General features: G+C 58.6%; 12 protein-coding genes and 1 tRNA gene. 6 read left to right on the top strand and 7 right to left on the bottom strand.

Features of this window, described 5'->3' with window-relative positions:
* The 4 genes from HQL98_15970 to HQL98_15955 all read right to left on the bottom strand — a co-directional run.
* On the bottom strand, nucleotides 1–727 hold a 727-nt coding region (locus tag HQL98_15970), incomplete at its 3' end, for a hypothetical protein (GenBank protein MBF0273543.1).
* Nucleotides 728–928: 201 nt separating this feature from the next.
* Complete coding sequence (locus HQL98_15965) at nucleotides 929–3325, bottom strand: copper-translocating P-type ATPase (protein MBF0273542.1); 2397 nt, start codon at nucleotides 3323–3325, stop codon at nucleotides 929–931.
* A gap of 132 nt (nucleotides 3326–3457) precedes the next feature.
* Complete coding sequence (locus tag HQL98_15960; GenBank protein ID MBF0273541.1) at nucleotides 3458–3787, bottom strand: heavy-metal-associated domain-containing protein; 330 nt, start codon at nucleotides 3785–3787, stop codon at nucleotides 3458–3460.
* 50 nt (nucleotides 3788–3837) lie between these two features.
* Nucleotides 3838–4602 carry a Spy/CpxP family protein refolding chaperone gene (locus HQL98_15955; protein MBF0273540.1) on the bottom strand — a complete coding sequence of 255 codons (765 nt, stop codon included), beginning with the start codon at nucleotides 4600–4602 and terminating at the stop codon, nucleotides 3838–3840.
* Nucleotides 4603–4918: 316 nt separating this feature from the next.
* On the opposite strand from HQL98_15955, the gene HQL98_15950 reads away from it, so the two are divergent.
* The 4 genes from HQL98_15950 to HQL98_15935 all read left to right on the top strand — a co-directional run bounded on the left by HQL98_15950 (nucleotide 4919) and on the right by HQL98_15935 (nucleotide 8673).
* On the top strand, nucleotides 4919–5650 hold the full coding sequence (locus tag HQL98_15950; GenBank protein ID MBF0273539.1) for a response regulator: 732 nt from the start codon (nucleotides 4919–4921) through the stop codon (nucleotides 5648–5650).
* Complete coding sequence (locus HQL98_15945; protein MBF0273538.1) at nucleotides 5647–7137, top strand: HAMP domain-containing protein; 1491 nt, start codon at nucleotides 5647–5649, stop codon at nucleotides 7135–7137. Before HQL98_15950 ends, HQL98_15945 begins: the two co-directional genes overlap by 4 nt.
* Before the next feature lie 134 nt (nucleotides 7138–7271).
* Nucleotides 7272–7556, top strand: coding sequence for a DUF2312 domain-containing protein (locus tag HQL98_15940; protein MBF0273537.1), 285 nt, complete (start codon nucleotides 7272–7274; stop codon nucleotides 7554–7556).
* A gap of 28 nt (nucleotides 7557–7584) precedes the next feature.
* Entirely contained in the window at nucleotides 7585–8673 is a 1089-nt protein-coding gene (locus HQL98_15935) for an NADH:flavin oxidoreductase (GenBank protein MBF0273536.1), read from the top strand.
* Nucleotides 8674–8694: 21 nt separating this feature from the next.
* Here the strand turns inward: HQL98_15935 and HQL98_15930 are convergent, their stop codons facing one another.
* From HQL98_15930 to HQL98_15920, 3 genes are all read right to left on the bottom strand, one after another.
* The gene (locus HQL98_15930; protein MBF0273535.1) at nucleotides 8695–9831 is read right to left on the bottom strand and encodes a SpoIIE family protein phosphatase; all 1137 of its coding nucleotides are present in this window, start codon (nucleotides 9829–9831) and stop codon (nucleotides 8695–8697) included.
* A gap of 108 nt (nucleotides 9832–9939) precedes the next feature.
* A complete protein-coding gene (locus HQL98_15925) occupies nucleotides 9940–12129 on the bottom strand; it encodes a cyclic nucleotide-binding domain-containing protein (protein MBF0273534.1) in 2190 nt (729 codons plus the stop codon).
* Nucleotides 12130–12186: 57 nt separating this feature from the next.
* Nucleotides 12187–12585, bottom strand: coding sequence for a DUF423 domain-containing protein (locus tag HQL98_15920; protein ID MBF0273533.1), 399 nt, complete (start codon nucleotides 12583–12585; stop codon nucleotides 12187–12189).
* A gap of 253 nt (nucleotides 12586–12838) precedes the next feature.
* Between HQL98_15920 and HQL98_15915 the strand changes: the two genes are divergently transcribed.
* Together HQL98_15915 and HQL98_15910 are read left to right on the top strand one after the other, a co-directional pair.
* Nucleotides 12839–13645: an undecaprenyl-diphosphate phosphatase gene (locus tag HQL98_15915; protein MBF0273532.1), complete on the top strand. Its 807-nt coding sequence runs from the start codon at nucleotides 12839–12841 to the stop codon at nucleotides 13643–13645.
* Nucleotides 13646–13678: 33 nt separating this feature from the next.
* Nucleotides 13679–13754: transfer RNA gene (locus HQL98_15910), tRNA-Ala, on the top strand.
* The last annotated feature ends 17 nt before the right edge of the window (nucleotides 13755–13771 follow it).

Below are 13771 nucleotides of genomic sequence, written 5' to 3'. Positions count from 1 at the left end.
CTGTGGTCGGGCTCGTCACTGTGGTCGGGCTCGTCACTGTGGTCGGGCTCGTCACCGTCGTCGGGCTCGTCACCGTCGTCGGGCTCGTCACCGTCGTCGGGCTTGTCACCGTCGTCGGACTCGTCACCGTCGTGGCCGTGGTCGGGCTGGTTACTGTCGTCGGCGTGGTCGGGCTGGTTACTGTCGTCGGTGTGGTCGGGCTGGTTACTGTCGTCGGTGTGGTCGGCGTCGTGGGAGTGGTGGCGTCAGATTGAAGTGAGGCCGCCGACTGGGCTTGCGCAACACCTTGAATTTGCGGATTTACTGGATCATCAGGAATTGCGGAGGTCTCAGAGTCAACATTGGGACGTGGGAAAACAATCGGTTCAAAACCTGGCGGGTTGATCTCTGTCGGAGGAACAGGGGCTTCCGCCGTACCCGCAGGATTGGAAACCGGGTCAACCTTTAATCCATCGGTCAAAGGATCCAATACCAGATCCAAGGCAGAATCCGGCGGCGCATTGCCTGGAGCAGGCAGTACCACCGCCTGCGTGATCACATCTGCAGGCTGCAAATTGGCCAGATCTGATTCATCATCCACATCGGCCACGGCAAGGTCGTCCGAACCGGCACCATTCCCGGAATCATTACTCTGGGCGGTCTGATACAGTGAAGTCAGATCATCAAAAACCTGAGCTTCCTGCTTCTGTTCATCGGTTGGTGTGAATTCTTGCGTCGATTCGGCCATGGAAATTCCTCCCAGAGGATTGGTAATGCCACATATTCAAGAAAGAATATTATTAAGTGATCAATCTTGCAAATCGGGTGACTGTTTTATTATTGCAACCAAGAGCAACTCTCGTCCTGGGCACAATTTTCACCATATACGTAACTATAAAGAGTCCCATCAAACAAATCCATCCCGCCAAAGGTTATAGTCCTTATTTCTTTACCCCCCTGAATGCTCCACGCGAAACCGCCGCAGTCGCAACGCATTGCTCACCACGGTCACACTGGAGAGGCTCATGGCAAACGCCGCGAAAATGGGCGACAACAACACGCCAAACCAGGGGAACCACACCCCGGCAGCCAAAGGAATCAAAACAACGTTATAGGCAAACGCCCAGAACAAATTTTGCCGAATATTTCGCATCGTGGCCCGCGACAACTGAATGGCGGTAGCCACACCGCGGGGATCCCCGCTCACCAGGGTAATGTCCGAAGCCTCCATGGCCACATCGGTGCCGGTACCCATGGCAATCCCCACATCGGCCCGCGCCAACGCCGGAGAATCATTGATACCATCTCCCACCATGGCGACCACCTTTCCCGTCGCCTGAAGACGCTGGATCTCCTGTTCTTTTTCCTGCGGCAACACCTCGGCCAACACGGTGCGAATCCCCAACTGATCCGCAATGGCCCTGGCCACCGTCTTGCCATCCCCGGTGAGCATCACCACCTCGACCCCCATCTCTTGCAAACGAAGCACCGCTTGCCCGGCATGAGGCTTGACCCGATCCGAAACCGCCAACACGCCCGCGATTGTTCCATCCACCGCCGCCAGCATGGCGCTCTTGCCCTGACGCTGCAATTCCTGAAAGGCATCCAAAATTTCCACGCAATCGATGCTGTTTTCCACCATCAGCTTGACTGTCCCAACCACCACTTCATGCCCCTCCACCTCGGCCCTGACCCCCTGACCCGGAATGGCCACAAAGCGGGACGGCTCCGCGAGAATCATCCCTCTTTCCCGGGCCCCGGCCACCACCGCCTCGGCGATGGGATGCTCGGAACGCCGCTCGGCAGAAGCCACCCATTTCAACAAGGCGGCGTCACCGATCCAATCGGTCATCACCGGTTTGCCCATGGTCAAAGTACCGGTTTTGTCAAACACCACCACATCGATCTTGTGCGCCGTTTCCAACGCATCGCCACCCCGGATCAGAATGCCATGCTCCGCCCCCTTGCCGGTTCCCACCAGAATCGAGGTCGGAGTCGCCAATCCCAACGCGCAGGGACAAGCGATGATCAACACCGCGACAAAATTCAACAACGCATAGTTGAACGATGGCTCCGGTCCAAACCCGTACCAAACCCCAAACGTCACCAACGCGATGCCCATGACCACCGGCACAAAAATCGCCGCGATCTGATCCGCCAGACGGGCAATCGGAGGCTTGACCCCTTGCGCTTCCCGCACCATTTCCACGATCCGGGCCAGGGCCGTATCCCGCCCCACCTTCACCGCCTTGCCGATCAGCGATCCGGTCCGATTGATGGTTCCACCCGTCAACGCCTCGCCGGGTCCACGTTCCACGGGCATGGCCTCACCGGTCAACATGGACTCGTCCAAGGTGGCATGTCCTTTCAGAATGATGCCATCCACCGGGATTTTCTCCCCGGGACGCACCACAAAGGAGTCCCCGACCACCACATCCCGCAACGGGATATCCATTTCCTGGCCATCGCGCACCACCCGGGCCACCTTGGGGGTCAACCCCATGAGCGCCCGGATCGCCTGGGAGGTTTTGCCCTTGGCGCGAATCTCTAAAAACCGCCCCAGCAGAATCAACACGATGATCATGCCGGAAGTCTCGAAATAGACCTCCGCCGCCACTCCCCGGGCGACGAACAAATCCGGCGCCAGCAGCACCAGCACCGAATACAGATAGGCGGAAAACGTCCCCACCGTGACCAACGAATGCATATTGGCCCCGCCATGCCGCAACGCCGACCAAGCGTTGACGTGAAACGGCCAGCCCACCCAAAATTGTACCGGCGTGACCAAAGCGAATTGCAACCAAGCCTCCATCCCGTGCCAATGGCCATGCATGACCGCCATATTGGCGATCAACAACACAGCACCGATCACCAGACGCCCTTTGATCTGCTTGTATTCGTGCAGGCGTTCGCTTTCGGCCAGATCCATGGGATCTTCGTCGGGTCGGGTCCGGACCAGGGTGAAACCCACAGCCTGAACCGTCTCTTGCAACCCCTCGAAGGTGACCACATCCGGCACATGGGCCACCAAGGCCTCGTGGGAGGCCAGATTGACCCGTGCCCGCATCACTCCCGTCACGCCGGTCAAGGCGCGTTCTGCCTTGGCCGCGCACGAAGCGCAGGACAATCCCTGAATGGCAAACGATTCCGTCACCACCGGAACCTGAAAACCAATCTCCCGCACAGCCGAAATCAGAACATCCACAGGAACGTCGCCCACCACCGTGGCCTTGGCCATGGTGAGGTTCACCGAGGCCCGTTCCACACCGGGAATGGCCGACAAGGCCCGTTCCACCCGACCCGAACACGAGGCGCACGACATGCCGCCCACGGGGAATGTCACCATGGGGTTTCTCCCGCTTTAATTTGAAAGGCTTGTTTTGGAAACCGTCAGAAAGATCGAAAAGACCCGTGCATCATCGCACGACTCTCGCGGAATGGCGAAGGATTAATGGGGAAGAAGTCCGGCGTGGCACAATCACCGGGGAGGCTTGTTGCAACAGGCTCCCCGGTGATGCATGGCGTCGAGGGTATTTTGATCCACGAAGCGGATCCATTCCCTTTTCTTGCGCTGAATGAAACCGGGATCGGGGGGAAACCCGATCTCGGTCAACAATTTTTCCAAAGCGTGAATCCGCACCCGTTGCAGGTCATAGGTGACGGTCACGGTATTCCGGTGCCAGTTGGTCACCACTTTCAGCACACCATTCAAGGCGCCCAACCCCTCGGCGATGATTTCGGCGCACTCGGCGCAGACCATCCCGGCGACTTTCAAATCGTGGGTCACATTCCAAGGTTCGGGCACCATGATCACCCCCTATCCAGCGGGCATCCATCAAAAACCGCATCCACCACGCGTCACGGATTGCACGGCTGAGTCTGCGCCGGCCCCAGAATGCCCTTCTGCTGCTCATCCAACTGGGCCAACAACGCCTTGTAGGAGGTCAAAACGGCCTTCTTGTGGGTCAGCATCCGCTCCATGCCTTCGATGCGCCGGGACTCCATATCCACGGCATCTTTCGGAGGCGTGGTGGACATCTCTTTGCGCATCGCGCCTTTGGCCTCGTTCTGCTCGCTCACGGCCTTGACATACGCCTTCCAGGCCGGTTCCTGGGCCGCCGTGATGACCAACTGCTGCTTCATCGACTCCAGACGGTTGTTCAAGGCGTCGGCAGGCTCGGACCACAAACCACCCTCCATGCCACGGTGATGTCTGCCCATCATGCCCGGACCCATACCCGGCTGACCCATGCCCGGACCCATACCCGGCTGACCCATGCCCGGACCCATACCCGGCTGACCCATGCCCGGACCCATGCCCGGCTGGCCCATGCCCGGACCCATGCCCGGCTGGCCCATGCCCGGACCCATGCCCGGCTGGCCCATACCCGGACCCATGCCCGGCTGGCCCATGCCCGGACCCATACCCTGCTGACCCATGCCCGGGCCACCCCAGGGACCGCCCTGCATGCCGGGATACCCCATACCCTGCCAAGCGGTCTGATCACCAGGAGCGGCGGGGGGAGCATTTTGTCCAGGATTTTCCTGAGCCAGGGCGGTTCCGGCCATCAGGGACAAGGTGACGGCCAGGGGCAGAAATTTTTTGATGAGGGTGGTGTTCATGGCAAAGACCTCCATGCAAGAGTGCGGAAAAAAGGGGAAACGCAACCTTTCAACATTGAATGAAAGAAAGCATAGGTCAGAACCGACTGAAAATAAAATGATTTATTGTAAAAGTTCTGTATGTTCCATCCTCTTTTCTGTCATGCTTTCTCCACAATTGTGACCATTCGGCGCCGATTCGGATACAATGACCCGTTCCGGTTACAATTTTGTCATACTTTCACAATTTCCTTTGCCCCCAGGCCGACAATCCGCTTTGATTCCTCAAAAGGAAACGTCATGCGTTCACCCCCCTGCCAAACCGAAAGACCCGAACATGCCAGACTCTGACAAAATTCTGATTGTCGAAGACGACCACGAAACCCGCACCCTGATCCGGGAATACCTGGAGGAAAACGGCTGTCAGGCCCGGGAAGCCGGAGATGGCCGTCAGATGTGGGACATTCTGGGCCAATGGGAACCGGATCTGATCCTGATGGACCTGATGCTTCCCGGCGAAGACGGCCTGATGCTGTGCAAGCGGTTGAGCGTGGATGAGGCGACCCAAAACATCGCCATCATCATGTTGACCGCCCGGGGGGATGAGATGGATCGTATTCTGGGGTTGGAGATGGGGGCGGATGATTATCTATCCAAGCCGTTCAGCTCCCGGGAACTGTTGGCGCGCATTCGCAGTGTGTTGCGCCGTGCCCGTTCCGTCACCCGCAGCACCCCGGCCCCGCCCAAAGAACGGGATGAAATTCGTTTCAATGGCTGGATTCTGCGGCTGTCGGCCCGTCATCTGCTCTCCCCGGACGGGGTGATCGTGGACCTGACCAAGGGGGAAATGGTCTTGTTGCAGGTCTTTTTGCAACATCCCAACGAAGCCCTGGACCGGGACCGGCTGACCGAATTGTGTCACGCCCGGGAGGCGACGGTATTTGATCGGACAATCGATGTCCAGGTGGGGCGCCTGCGCAAACGGCTGCGGGATGACCCCAAAAATCCGACCTTCATCAAAACGGTCTGGGGCAAAGGCTACATGCTGACCGCCGAGATCGTCCCATGAGGATCTGGCCCTGGCCCAACGCCCTTTCCGGGCGCATTGTGCTGATTCTGCTCACCGGCGTGTTTCTGGCCCTGGCATCCGGGGCACTGCTGCATTTGCATGATCGCAACCGGGCCTTGTCCTCTTTCGGAGGGATACGCACAGCCCAGGAGTTTGTGGCCATCGTGCATCTGCTGGACTCCCTGCCACCTGGCGAACGGATGAAGGTGGCCACCATCTGGGAGACACCGTTGCATTATCTGCGTTTTCTCCCCTCCCGCCAGCCGCCCCCGGAGACCACCGAAGAGACCCCACCGGATCCCCGGGCCGAACGGCTGGAGCAACTGTTGCGCGGCTATCTCGGGGATCAACGCCCCTTGCGGGTCGTGGTGTTGAACGGTCCGGACCCGGCATCGAAACCGCTAGGCATGCGCGGCGAAGGCAACGGGCCGCCGTTTGGACCCATGCATCCCATGTTCGGCCCCCCGAATCACCATCCGGGCTATTGGCGCCACATGCGCATGATGGAACGCTTGATGCCTCTCGGCGTCTCTTATGTGGCCCGCACCCAACTGGTGGGGGGGGACTGGGTGGAGTTTCACAGTCATCTACCCGGGGAGGTCTTTGAATGGCCGGAGTGGATGGGTTGGTCCTTGTTGCTGCTGTTTTGTCTGGTGGGACTGCTCTCCCTGGCCGCCATCCGGGTGGCCACCCGACCGTTGCTGCTGCTGGCCGACGCGGCCCACGCCCTGGGTCAGGATCTCAACCACCCTCCTCTGCCCCTCTCCGGCCCCCGGGAGGTACGACATGCGGCAGCGGCCTTCAACGCCATGCAGGAACGGCTGAAACGCTACGTCAACGAACGGACCCATCTGTTGGCCGCCGTTTCCCACGATCTCAAGACACCCCTCACCCGCATGCGGTTGCGGGTGGAGCGTCTGGAAGAATCGGCGATCCGGGAAGACCTGTTGCGCAACCTCGCCGACATGGAACGCATGACCGCTTCGGCTCTGGAGTACGCCCGGGGCATGGAGGGGATGGAACCGGTGGCCAAAGTGGACATTCCCGCCATGCTGGAAAGCATTCAGGAGGCGTTCGAGGAGTTGGGCCGGGAGGTGGTGGTGCAGTGTTCCGAGATGACACCCTTTCCGGTGATGCCCAAAAGCCTGAAACGGTGTCTGGTGAATCTGGTGGACAACGCCGTCACCTATGGAGACCGGGCCCGCATCCGCGCCGATCTGCTCGGAGACCGACTGCGCATCTCCATTGCCGACCAGGGCCCCGGCATCCCGGAAACCGACCGGGAACGGGTGTTCGAGCCATTCATCCGTCTCGAAAGTTCACGCAACCGGGCCACCGGGGGCACGGGTCTGGGACTGCCCATCGCCCGCAACATCGTGCGCGCCCACGGGGGCGAACTCACCTTGCGCAACCGCCCGAACGGGGGATTGGAGGTGATTGTGGTGATTCCGGGTCTCAGGGGAGAAAAAGGCAACGGGCCCGCCTGACCCCAGGACCAGAAAAAAGAATGCGACCGTTCAGGGCACGGCTTTTGCTTGCTGAAACGGACGGCCCCACGGCTGTCGGTGATTTTGACCCAATGGAACGGAATCAATCCATCCTCAACAAAGGAGCTTCGAGCATGATCCAGCCCCACGCCATTCCCCAACCCGTCCTGCATCCGTCGGTGGTTCACGGCATCGCCGGGGATCAACTCCTGCAATATTTCGAGCGGATCGAACGGCTGGAAGAAGAAAAAACCGCCATCGCCGACGACATCAAAGCGGTCTTCCTGGATGCCAAAAGCAATGGATTCGATGTCAAGACCATGCGGGAAATCCTGAAAATCCGCAAGCTGGAACGGGCCGCCCTGGAAGAACAAGAAACCATGATCCATCTGTATCGCGAAGCCATCGGCATGCACTGAAAAACCCTTATCAATCGGATCCCCTTCCATGACCCTGTCCACAGAGATGCTGTTTCAACCGGTGACCCTCGGTTCCCTGCGCCTGCCCAACCGGGTGGTGATGGCCCCCATGACCCGCAGCCACTCTCCGGGGGGTGTTCCCACCGCGGCGGTGGCGGAATACTATGCCAAACGGGCCGCCAACGGGGTGGGATTGATCCTGACCGAAGGTGTGCTCATCGACGATCCAGTGGCCGGGGGCTATCCCGATTGTCCGGTGATCTACGGCGCCGAGGCGTTGAACGGTTGGAAACGGGTGATCGACGCGGTTCATCAGGCCGGAGGGCGCATCATGCCCCAGATCTGGCATGTGGGGGAGGTGCATCGTCTTGGGGATCCCCCCAACCCGGATCAACCCGGTCTGGGCCCTTCCGAGGTGCGGGACGGGGAACGGGTGGTGGTGCGAGCCATGAATCAAGACGACATCCACCGTATCGTCGCCGCCTTCGCCGAAGCGGCCCGACAGGCCAAAGCCATCGGATTCGACGGAGTGGAGATCCACGGCGCCCATGGTTATCTGATCGATCAATTCTTGTGGGAAAAGACCAATCGGCGGGATGACGACTATGGCGGCGATTTCACCCGTCGTCTGCGTTTCGCCCTGGAGGTGGTGCGGGCCGTGAAAAGTGCGGTGGGGAATGATTTCCCGGTGGTGTTGCGTTTTTCCCAATGGAAACCCCAGGACTACTCGGCACGACTGGCGGAAACCCCCGAAGCCTTGGCCGATCTGCTGCTGCCCCTGAAAGAGGCCGGAGTGGATTGGTTCCACGCCAGCAACCGACGCTATCACGAGCCGGAGTTTCCCGGTTCCGGACTCAATCTGGCGGGATGGACCAAACTCATCACCCACTGCCCGACCATCACCGTGGGCAGCATCGGTCTGGATGATGTCTCCTGGGCCGGAGCCAACGCCACAGGGATCGATCCCCTGCTCGAACGATTGCAACGCAACGAGTTCGATCTGGTGGCCGTGGGCCGCGCTTTGCTGGCAGACTACGCCTGGGCGCGCAAAATCCGCGAAGGGCGCATCAACGACATGATCCCCTACACCAAAGAAGCCCTGACCACCCTGAATTGACCCTCCATCCACCACCCACGATCAGGCCCGCACCTCGGCCAGGGTGATGTCATCTTCGTGGGTGGTGGCGCCCACATAGGCATTCAGCCTGTCGATCAAGCCTTCGAGGGGGAGTTGCCCGCCGACCAGTCGGCACAACTCCTCCTCCAACCGCTCCAGACCGAACATCTCCCCCTTGGGATCCGCCGCTTCGACAATGCCGTCCGAATACAGATACAAACGGTCCTCCGGTTGCAAATCGATCCGATGGGAATCCGGCGCCACATCCCATTTCACGATACCCAGGGGCAGCATCAACGAGGGAAACCGATCCACAATCGTCAAATCGCGCATTCTGGGAACCGATGGCATGCCCCCCACCCACAGGGTGGCCTGACTGCGATCCGGAGAGATTTCCACCAGATTGGCCGCGAAAAAGATACCCGTTGGCAGTCGCAGACAGAGTTGATGATTGATCGCCATCAGGATGTCCGCTCCGGACTCGCCCCGGGCGACCCACTCGTGGAACAGATGACCCACCAAAGGACCACCGATGGCGGCGGAAAGTCCGTGTCCGGTGAAATCTCCCATCATCACCAGATGCCGTCCATCCGGGGTGAAGGCCGACAACAACATGTCACCCGCCGTCGTCTCCACCGGCGCGAGCAAATAACGCAAATAACGCTCATCCAGCCGATCGGCCCGACGCATCTTGATGATCATCTGTTCGATCATCTCCCGCTCTTCGGTCAGGATGCGGTTGCGGTCGTCCAGTTCCCGATGGGCGGTTCTCAAGGCCAGATGGGTGGTCACTCGGGCCTGCACGATGGGAATGCTGAAGGGCTTGATGATGTAATCCACAGCACCCAGTTCCAGTCCCCGCAGTTCATCCTCCACATCCGCCTTGGCAGTCACGAAGATCACCGGAATGTCCCGGGTGACCGGATCGGCCTTGAGTCGCTGACACACCTCGTAGCCATCCATTCCCGGCATCATGATGTCCAGCAGGATCAAGTCCGGATTGGGCAAAACATTGGCCGCTCGCAAGGCGATCTGACCATTGGTGGCTGGTCTCACCTGATAATCGGCAATCAGGGCGCCTTTCAAGACATCAATGTTTTCCGGTGTATCGTCCACCACCAGAACGATGGGTTTACCCTTGCGCTTCGACGGACTCATGATCCCCCTGTCTCCAAATGAATAGCCACCCATTCCACCTTTTTTGTTCCCAACCCGAATGCGACCCGCTCGACAAACCGACAACCGATCCTGGCCCCCCCAAACCCGTCACGACCCGGTTGTCCCCCGCCGCCGTTCATTGATCTCCAACAGTTTCCACCGCACGATGGGAATATCGGCGACCATCGAAGCGGGCATCCGGCATACCAATGAAGGCGCGCCCGCCCGGAAGCCAGCATCATCGGCCCGGAAGCCGAAAACACTTTCTTCATTGAAGCACTCACCCGGCAGATGACGCCCGCCCACCTGACCATCGATCAACCGTTCCACCTCTCCTTCCTGCACCAGATACAAAGAGTCCGGATCCACGATTGACAACGGTTCCCCCTCCTGGAGCGCAATCCGCTCGATGGCCAGGGCAATACGGGTCAGATTGACCAGATTGACCGCCTCGCCAAAAATCCAGGTGCTGCGCAAGAAGGTCCAGAAATCCTGCAACCGCTCGAAATTGGCATGAAGATCGTTCTGAATGATGAAATCCTGATACAAATCCCCCGGAATGCACAAACACTGCACAAAACAACAGGTTCGGAACGTGGCCATGGCGGGCATGGCGTTCATGGCGGAAATGTCTCCGACAATGCTGCCGGCAGACAAGGAGACGATGAGATCCGATCCCTCCTGAATCTGCTCCACGATGCCCGTGAGAATCAAAAACAGATCCCGATGGGTCTCTCCGGCGTGAATGATGATGGTGCCCGGATTGAAGGTGCGCACCGGATTGTTGAGCAACACCGGCAAACGGTTCAAAGAGATTCCTTCGTAATAGTTTCTCAAATAAGCGTGGGCGAATTTCCAGGTATACTCCTGCATGGACGAAATGAGTACATCCATGGTGCCGAAGGTGGCCGAAGAGCCAATCTCCTTTTGTCTCGGGGTGAGGGCCGCGGAAGTGTGGGCGAAGACCATCTTGCCGGAACGGTCCCCCCGGTAGTCCTGGGCATGACCATGAATCATGCCTCCGCCGATATCGATTTTTTTCAAATCCGCCGGGATCAGATAGTTGTCGCGCACAGTCTCGAAAAAGTCCCGACTGATGCCGGGTTGAGTCGGATCCGAACGGATCATCCGTTCCAGCACCTCGAAAGAGGCCAGATCGGCCCAGTGGGCATAGGTGCGGTACCCTTCCGGCCCCCGGGATCGGAACAAAAACAGACTGGTTTCCACCGGATGGGGCGAGAAAATCGGCTTGACATCCAACCCGTCGATTTCGTTCCAACTGCCACAGGTCAGGGGCTGAACGTCGAAAAAGTCGTTCATGAACGACTCCTCCACCCCCAACAACGCGGACAGCTTCTTGGACACGGAACTCAGCACCAGAGGTGTGGCATAATACCGGATGCGATGACCCGCACGAATCAAGGTGGTGATGCCCGCGAAATGGTCATCATGGCCGTGGGTGTGAAAAATGCCGTGAATCTCGCTGATGCTGATGCCCAAAGCCGTCAGACAGGCCACCAGATTGGGCCCCACATCGATCAGATAGATATTGCCCTGATGCATCAAAATCGACGACATGCTGGGATTGTCCGTATCCCAGCCATCCCCCTGGCCCGAATGGACCACGGCGAAATATTCCCGCCTTAAATTACTGTAACCCAGAGGATAGGGCGAAATATACTCCTGATTGGGGGGCAAATTGAGATCGACCGTCAGGGTTTCATCGCGAAAACGAATCCGGAACAGATTCGCGCCCACCCGTGCGATCATTGCGCCAGCACGGATTTCCACCTCGTGATCGCCGATGAACAGCCCATCGAGTAAGGCCTCGGTGGGCAGGATGCGTCCAAAAGCGAACCGGAGTTTCATGGACATCATCCATTCGGCCTCTTCCGGGGAGGCTCCGGCGGCCATCAACTCTTCTGGGGAGATCAGACCGTAATTGCCCCGGAAGATGTATTGCATCTGCCGTCTGACCTGGGTTTCCGATCCCATCAGCAACGGTTTGATGCCGGTATTGCTGGGATGGTTGGGCAGGATCATCCCCTGGCGATACAGCATCTGCAGTACGGGAAACTCGGCGAGGTTGGCAAACATGCCGTTTTGAATCGGGATGTCGGAGAGCAGAATGGCGTTGGGACCGTTTTCGCAAGTCACGCCATTTTTCTCGATGGAGTTGATCAACCCGCGCCGCATCAGATGTTTGACGATATCCGCCGGGGAACCGCACAGGATGAAGAGATTGATCTCGGGAATCTCCACCCAGGAAACACCGGGAATGATGTTGATTTTGCGCATGCTGGACATGGAGTTCGTGACCTTTCGTTCAAACGGAATGCCGCAGAAGAACCAACCTCAAGACGAAGCGCCCGGCAAGGCCGAACGGGCAAGCCAAAACCACCCAAGCAGAAAACAAACGCCTCCCAATGGTGTCACGATTCCCAAAGGACGAAACTCCGTCAGTGCCAGGAGATACAAAGAACCGGAAAACAACACCACCCCCGCCAGCAACAACCACCCGGCGATCACCACCCGATCCGGTTGAGATGAACGCTCAACAACCACCGAGACCAATACCAAAGCCAAGGCGTGTACCAAATGATAATAAGCGCCGGTGCGCCATGTCTCCATCATCCGCTCCGAAAGCACCGACATCAAGGCATGTTTGCCAAACGCCCCCAGCATGACCGCCAGAGCGGCGTTGATGGCCCCCCAAAACAAAAAGCGCGCGCCGGGATTCAGAGTGTTTCGCATGGGATCATCACGCTCATGGGTTGACATTGTTTTGGACCGTTTATCCCATTATCGGTCCAGCATCCTTCCAGCTCAAGTCTTCGATTGTCCGCTCCCGGCTTTCGGTTCCACTTCGTAAAAACGGGATGGCCCCATCCTGACCGCCCCGGCTTGACGTTCCCAGCAAAGCCATCCATAGTGTCGGCGCGTCCTCACCCTTCCCCGATTCGATCGCGATGAGGACATTCAAACACCAAAAAATAAAGAGGTTCACATGGAGTGGCTCCATTCGATTGTTCTGGGTATTGTACAGGGTATCACGGAATTTCTGCCGATCAGCTCCTCGGCTCATCTGATTTTGGTTCCCAAGCTGTTGGGATGGCCAGACCAGGGCTTGATGTTCGACATCGCGGCCAACACCGGCAGCCTGATCGCGGTGATGGTCTATTTCTGGTCAGACGTAGTCTCGCTCACCCTGGGATTTTTTCGCACCCTGCGCCCCGGAGGATTTACCAACAATCCGGAAGGCCACATGGCCTGGGCCGTAGGTTGGGCCACCATTCCGATCGGATTGGCCGGGTTGTTGTTCAAACATCACATCGAAACCCTGGCCCGCAATCCGGCGGTGATCGGCACCACCGCCTTGTTCTTTGGCGCGCTGTTGTGGTGGGCCGACCGACGTGGAACCCGTTCCAGAGGATTGGACCAGTTGACCTGGGGTGACGCGGTACTGATCGGCGTGGCCCAGATGTTCGCCCTGATTCCCGGCACCTCCCGTTCCGGAGTCACCATGACCGCCGCGCTGTTTTCCGGTTTCACCCGGGAAGCCTCGGCCCGTTTTGCCTTCCTGATGGCCATTCCGGTCGGCGTTCTGGCCGCCGGCCTGGAGTTCCGCGAACTATTCCATCTCGCTCCATCCCCGTCTGAATGGATGTTCATGGGACTGGGACTGGTGGTTTCCGGCATCTCCGCCTTTGCGGTGATCTACTGGCTGATGGCTTGGCTGCGCCACCAAAGCCTAGTGCCATTCGCCATCTACCGAATCATTTTGGGAGTGGTCATCTTTATCCTTGTCCTCTGACCCGAATTGTTGCATAATTCGCGGACACCTCAAGGGGCCGTAGCTCAGATGGGAGAGCGTCGCGTTCGCAATGCGAAGGTCAGGGGTTCGATCCCCCTCGGCTCCACCAATTTTTTTCATTAGTAA

The organism is Magnetococcales bacterium, assembly GCA_015231755.1.
Classification (GTDB): Bacteria; Pseudomonadota; Magnetococcia; order Magnetococcales; family Magnetaquicoccaceae; genus Magnetaquiglobus.
This window is presented reverse-complemented; position numbering and strand designations above follow the sequence as displayed.

Coding starts and splice junctions, on each gene's coding strand:
- HQL98_15965 (MBF0273542.1), bottom strand. CDS start 3,325: ATGGTGACATTCCCCGTGGGCGGCATGTCGTGCGCCTCGTGTTCGGGT.
- HQL98_15960 (MBF0273541.1), bottom strand. CDS start 3,787: ATGGTGCCCGAACCTTGGAATGTGACCCACGATTTGAAAGTCGCCGGG.
- HQL98_15955 (MBF0273540.1), bottom strand. CDS start 4,602: ATGAACACCACCCTCATCAAAAAATTTCTGCCCCTGGCCGTCACCTTG.
- HQL98_15950 (MBF0273539.1), top strand. CDS start 4,919: ATGCCAGACTCTGACAAAATTCTGATTGTCGAAGACGACCACGAAACC.
- HQL98_15945 (MBF0273538.1), top strand. CDS start 5,647: ATGAGGATCTGGCCCTGGCCCAACGCCCTTTCCGGGCGCATTGTGCTG.
- HQL98_15940 (MBF0273537.1), top strand. CDS start 7,272: ATGATCCAGCCCCACGCCATTCCCCAACCCGTCCTGCATCCGTCGGTG.
- HQL98_15935 (MBF0273536.1), top strand. CDS start 7,585: ATGACCCTGTCCACAGAGATGCTGTTTCAACCGGTGACCCTCGGTTCC.
- HQL98_15930 (MBF0273535.1), bottom strand. CDS start 9,831: ATGAGTCCGTCGAAGCGCAAGGGTAAACCCATCGTTCTGGTGGTGGAC.
- HQL98_15925 (MBF0273534.1), bottom strand. CDS start 12,129: ATGCGCAAAATCAACATCATTCCCGGTGTTTCCTGGGTGGAGATTCCC.
- HQL98_15920 (MBF0273533.1), bottom strand. CDS start 12,585: ATGCGAAACACTCTGAATCCCGGCGCGCGCTTTTTGTTTTGGGGGGCC.
- HQL98_15915 (MBF0273532.1), top strand. CDS start 12,839: ATGGAGTGGCTCCATTCGATTGTTCTGGGTATTGTACAGGGTATCACG.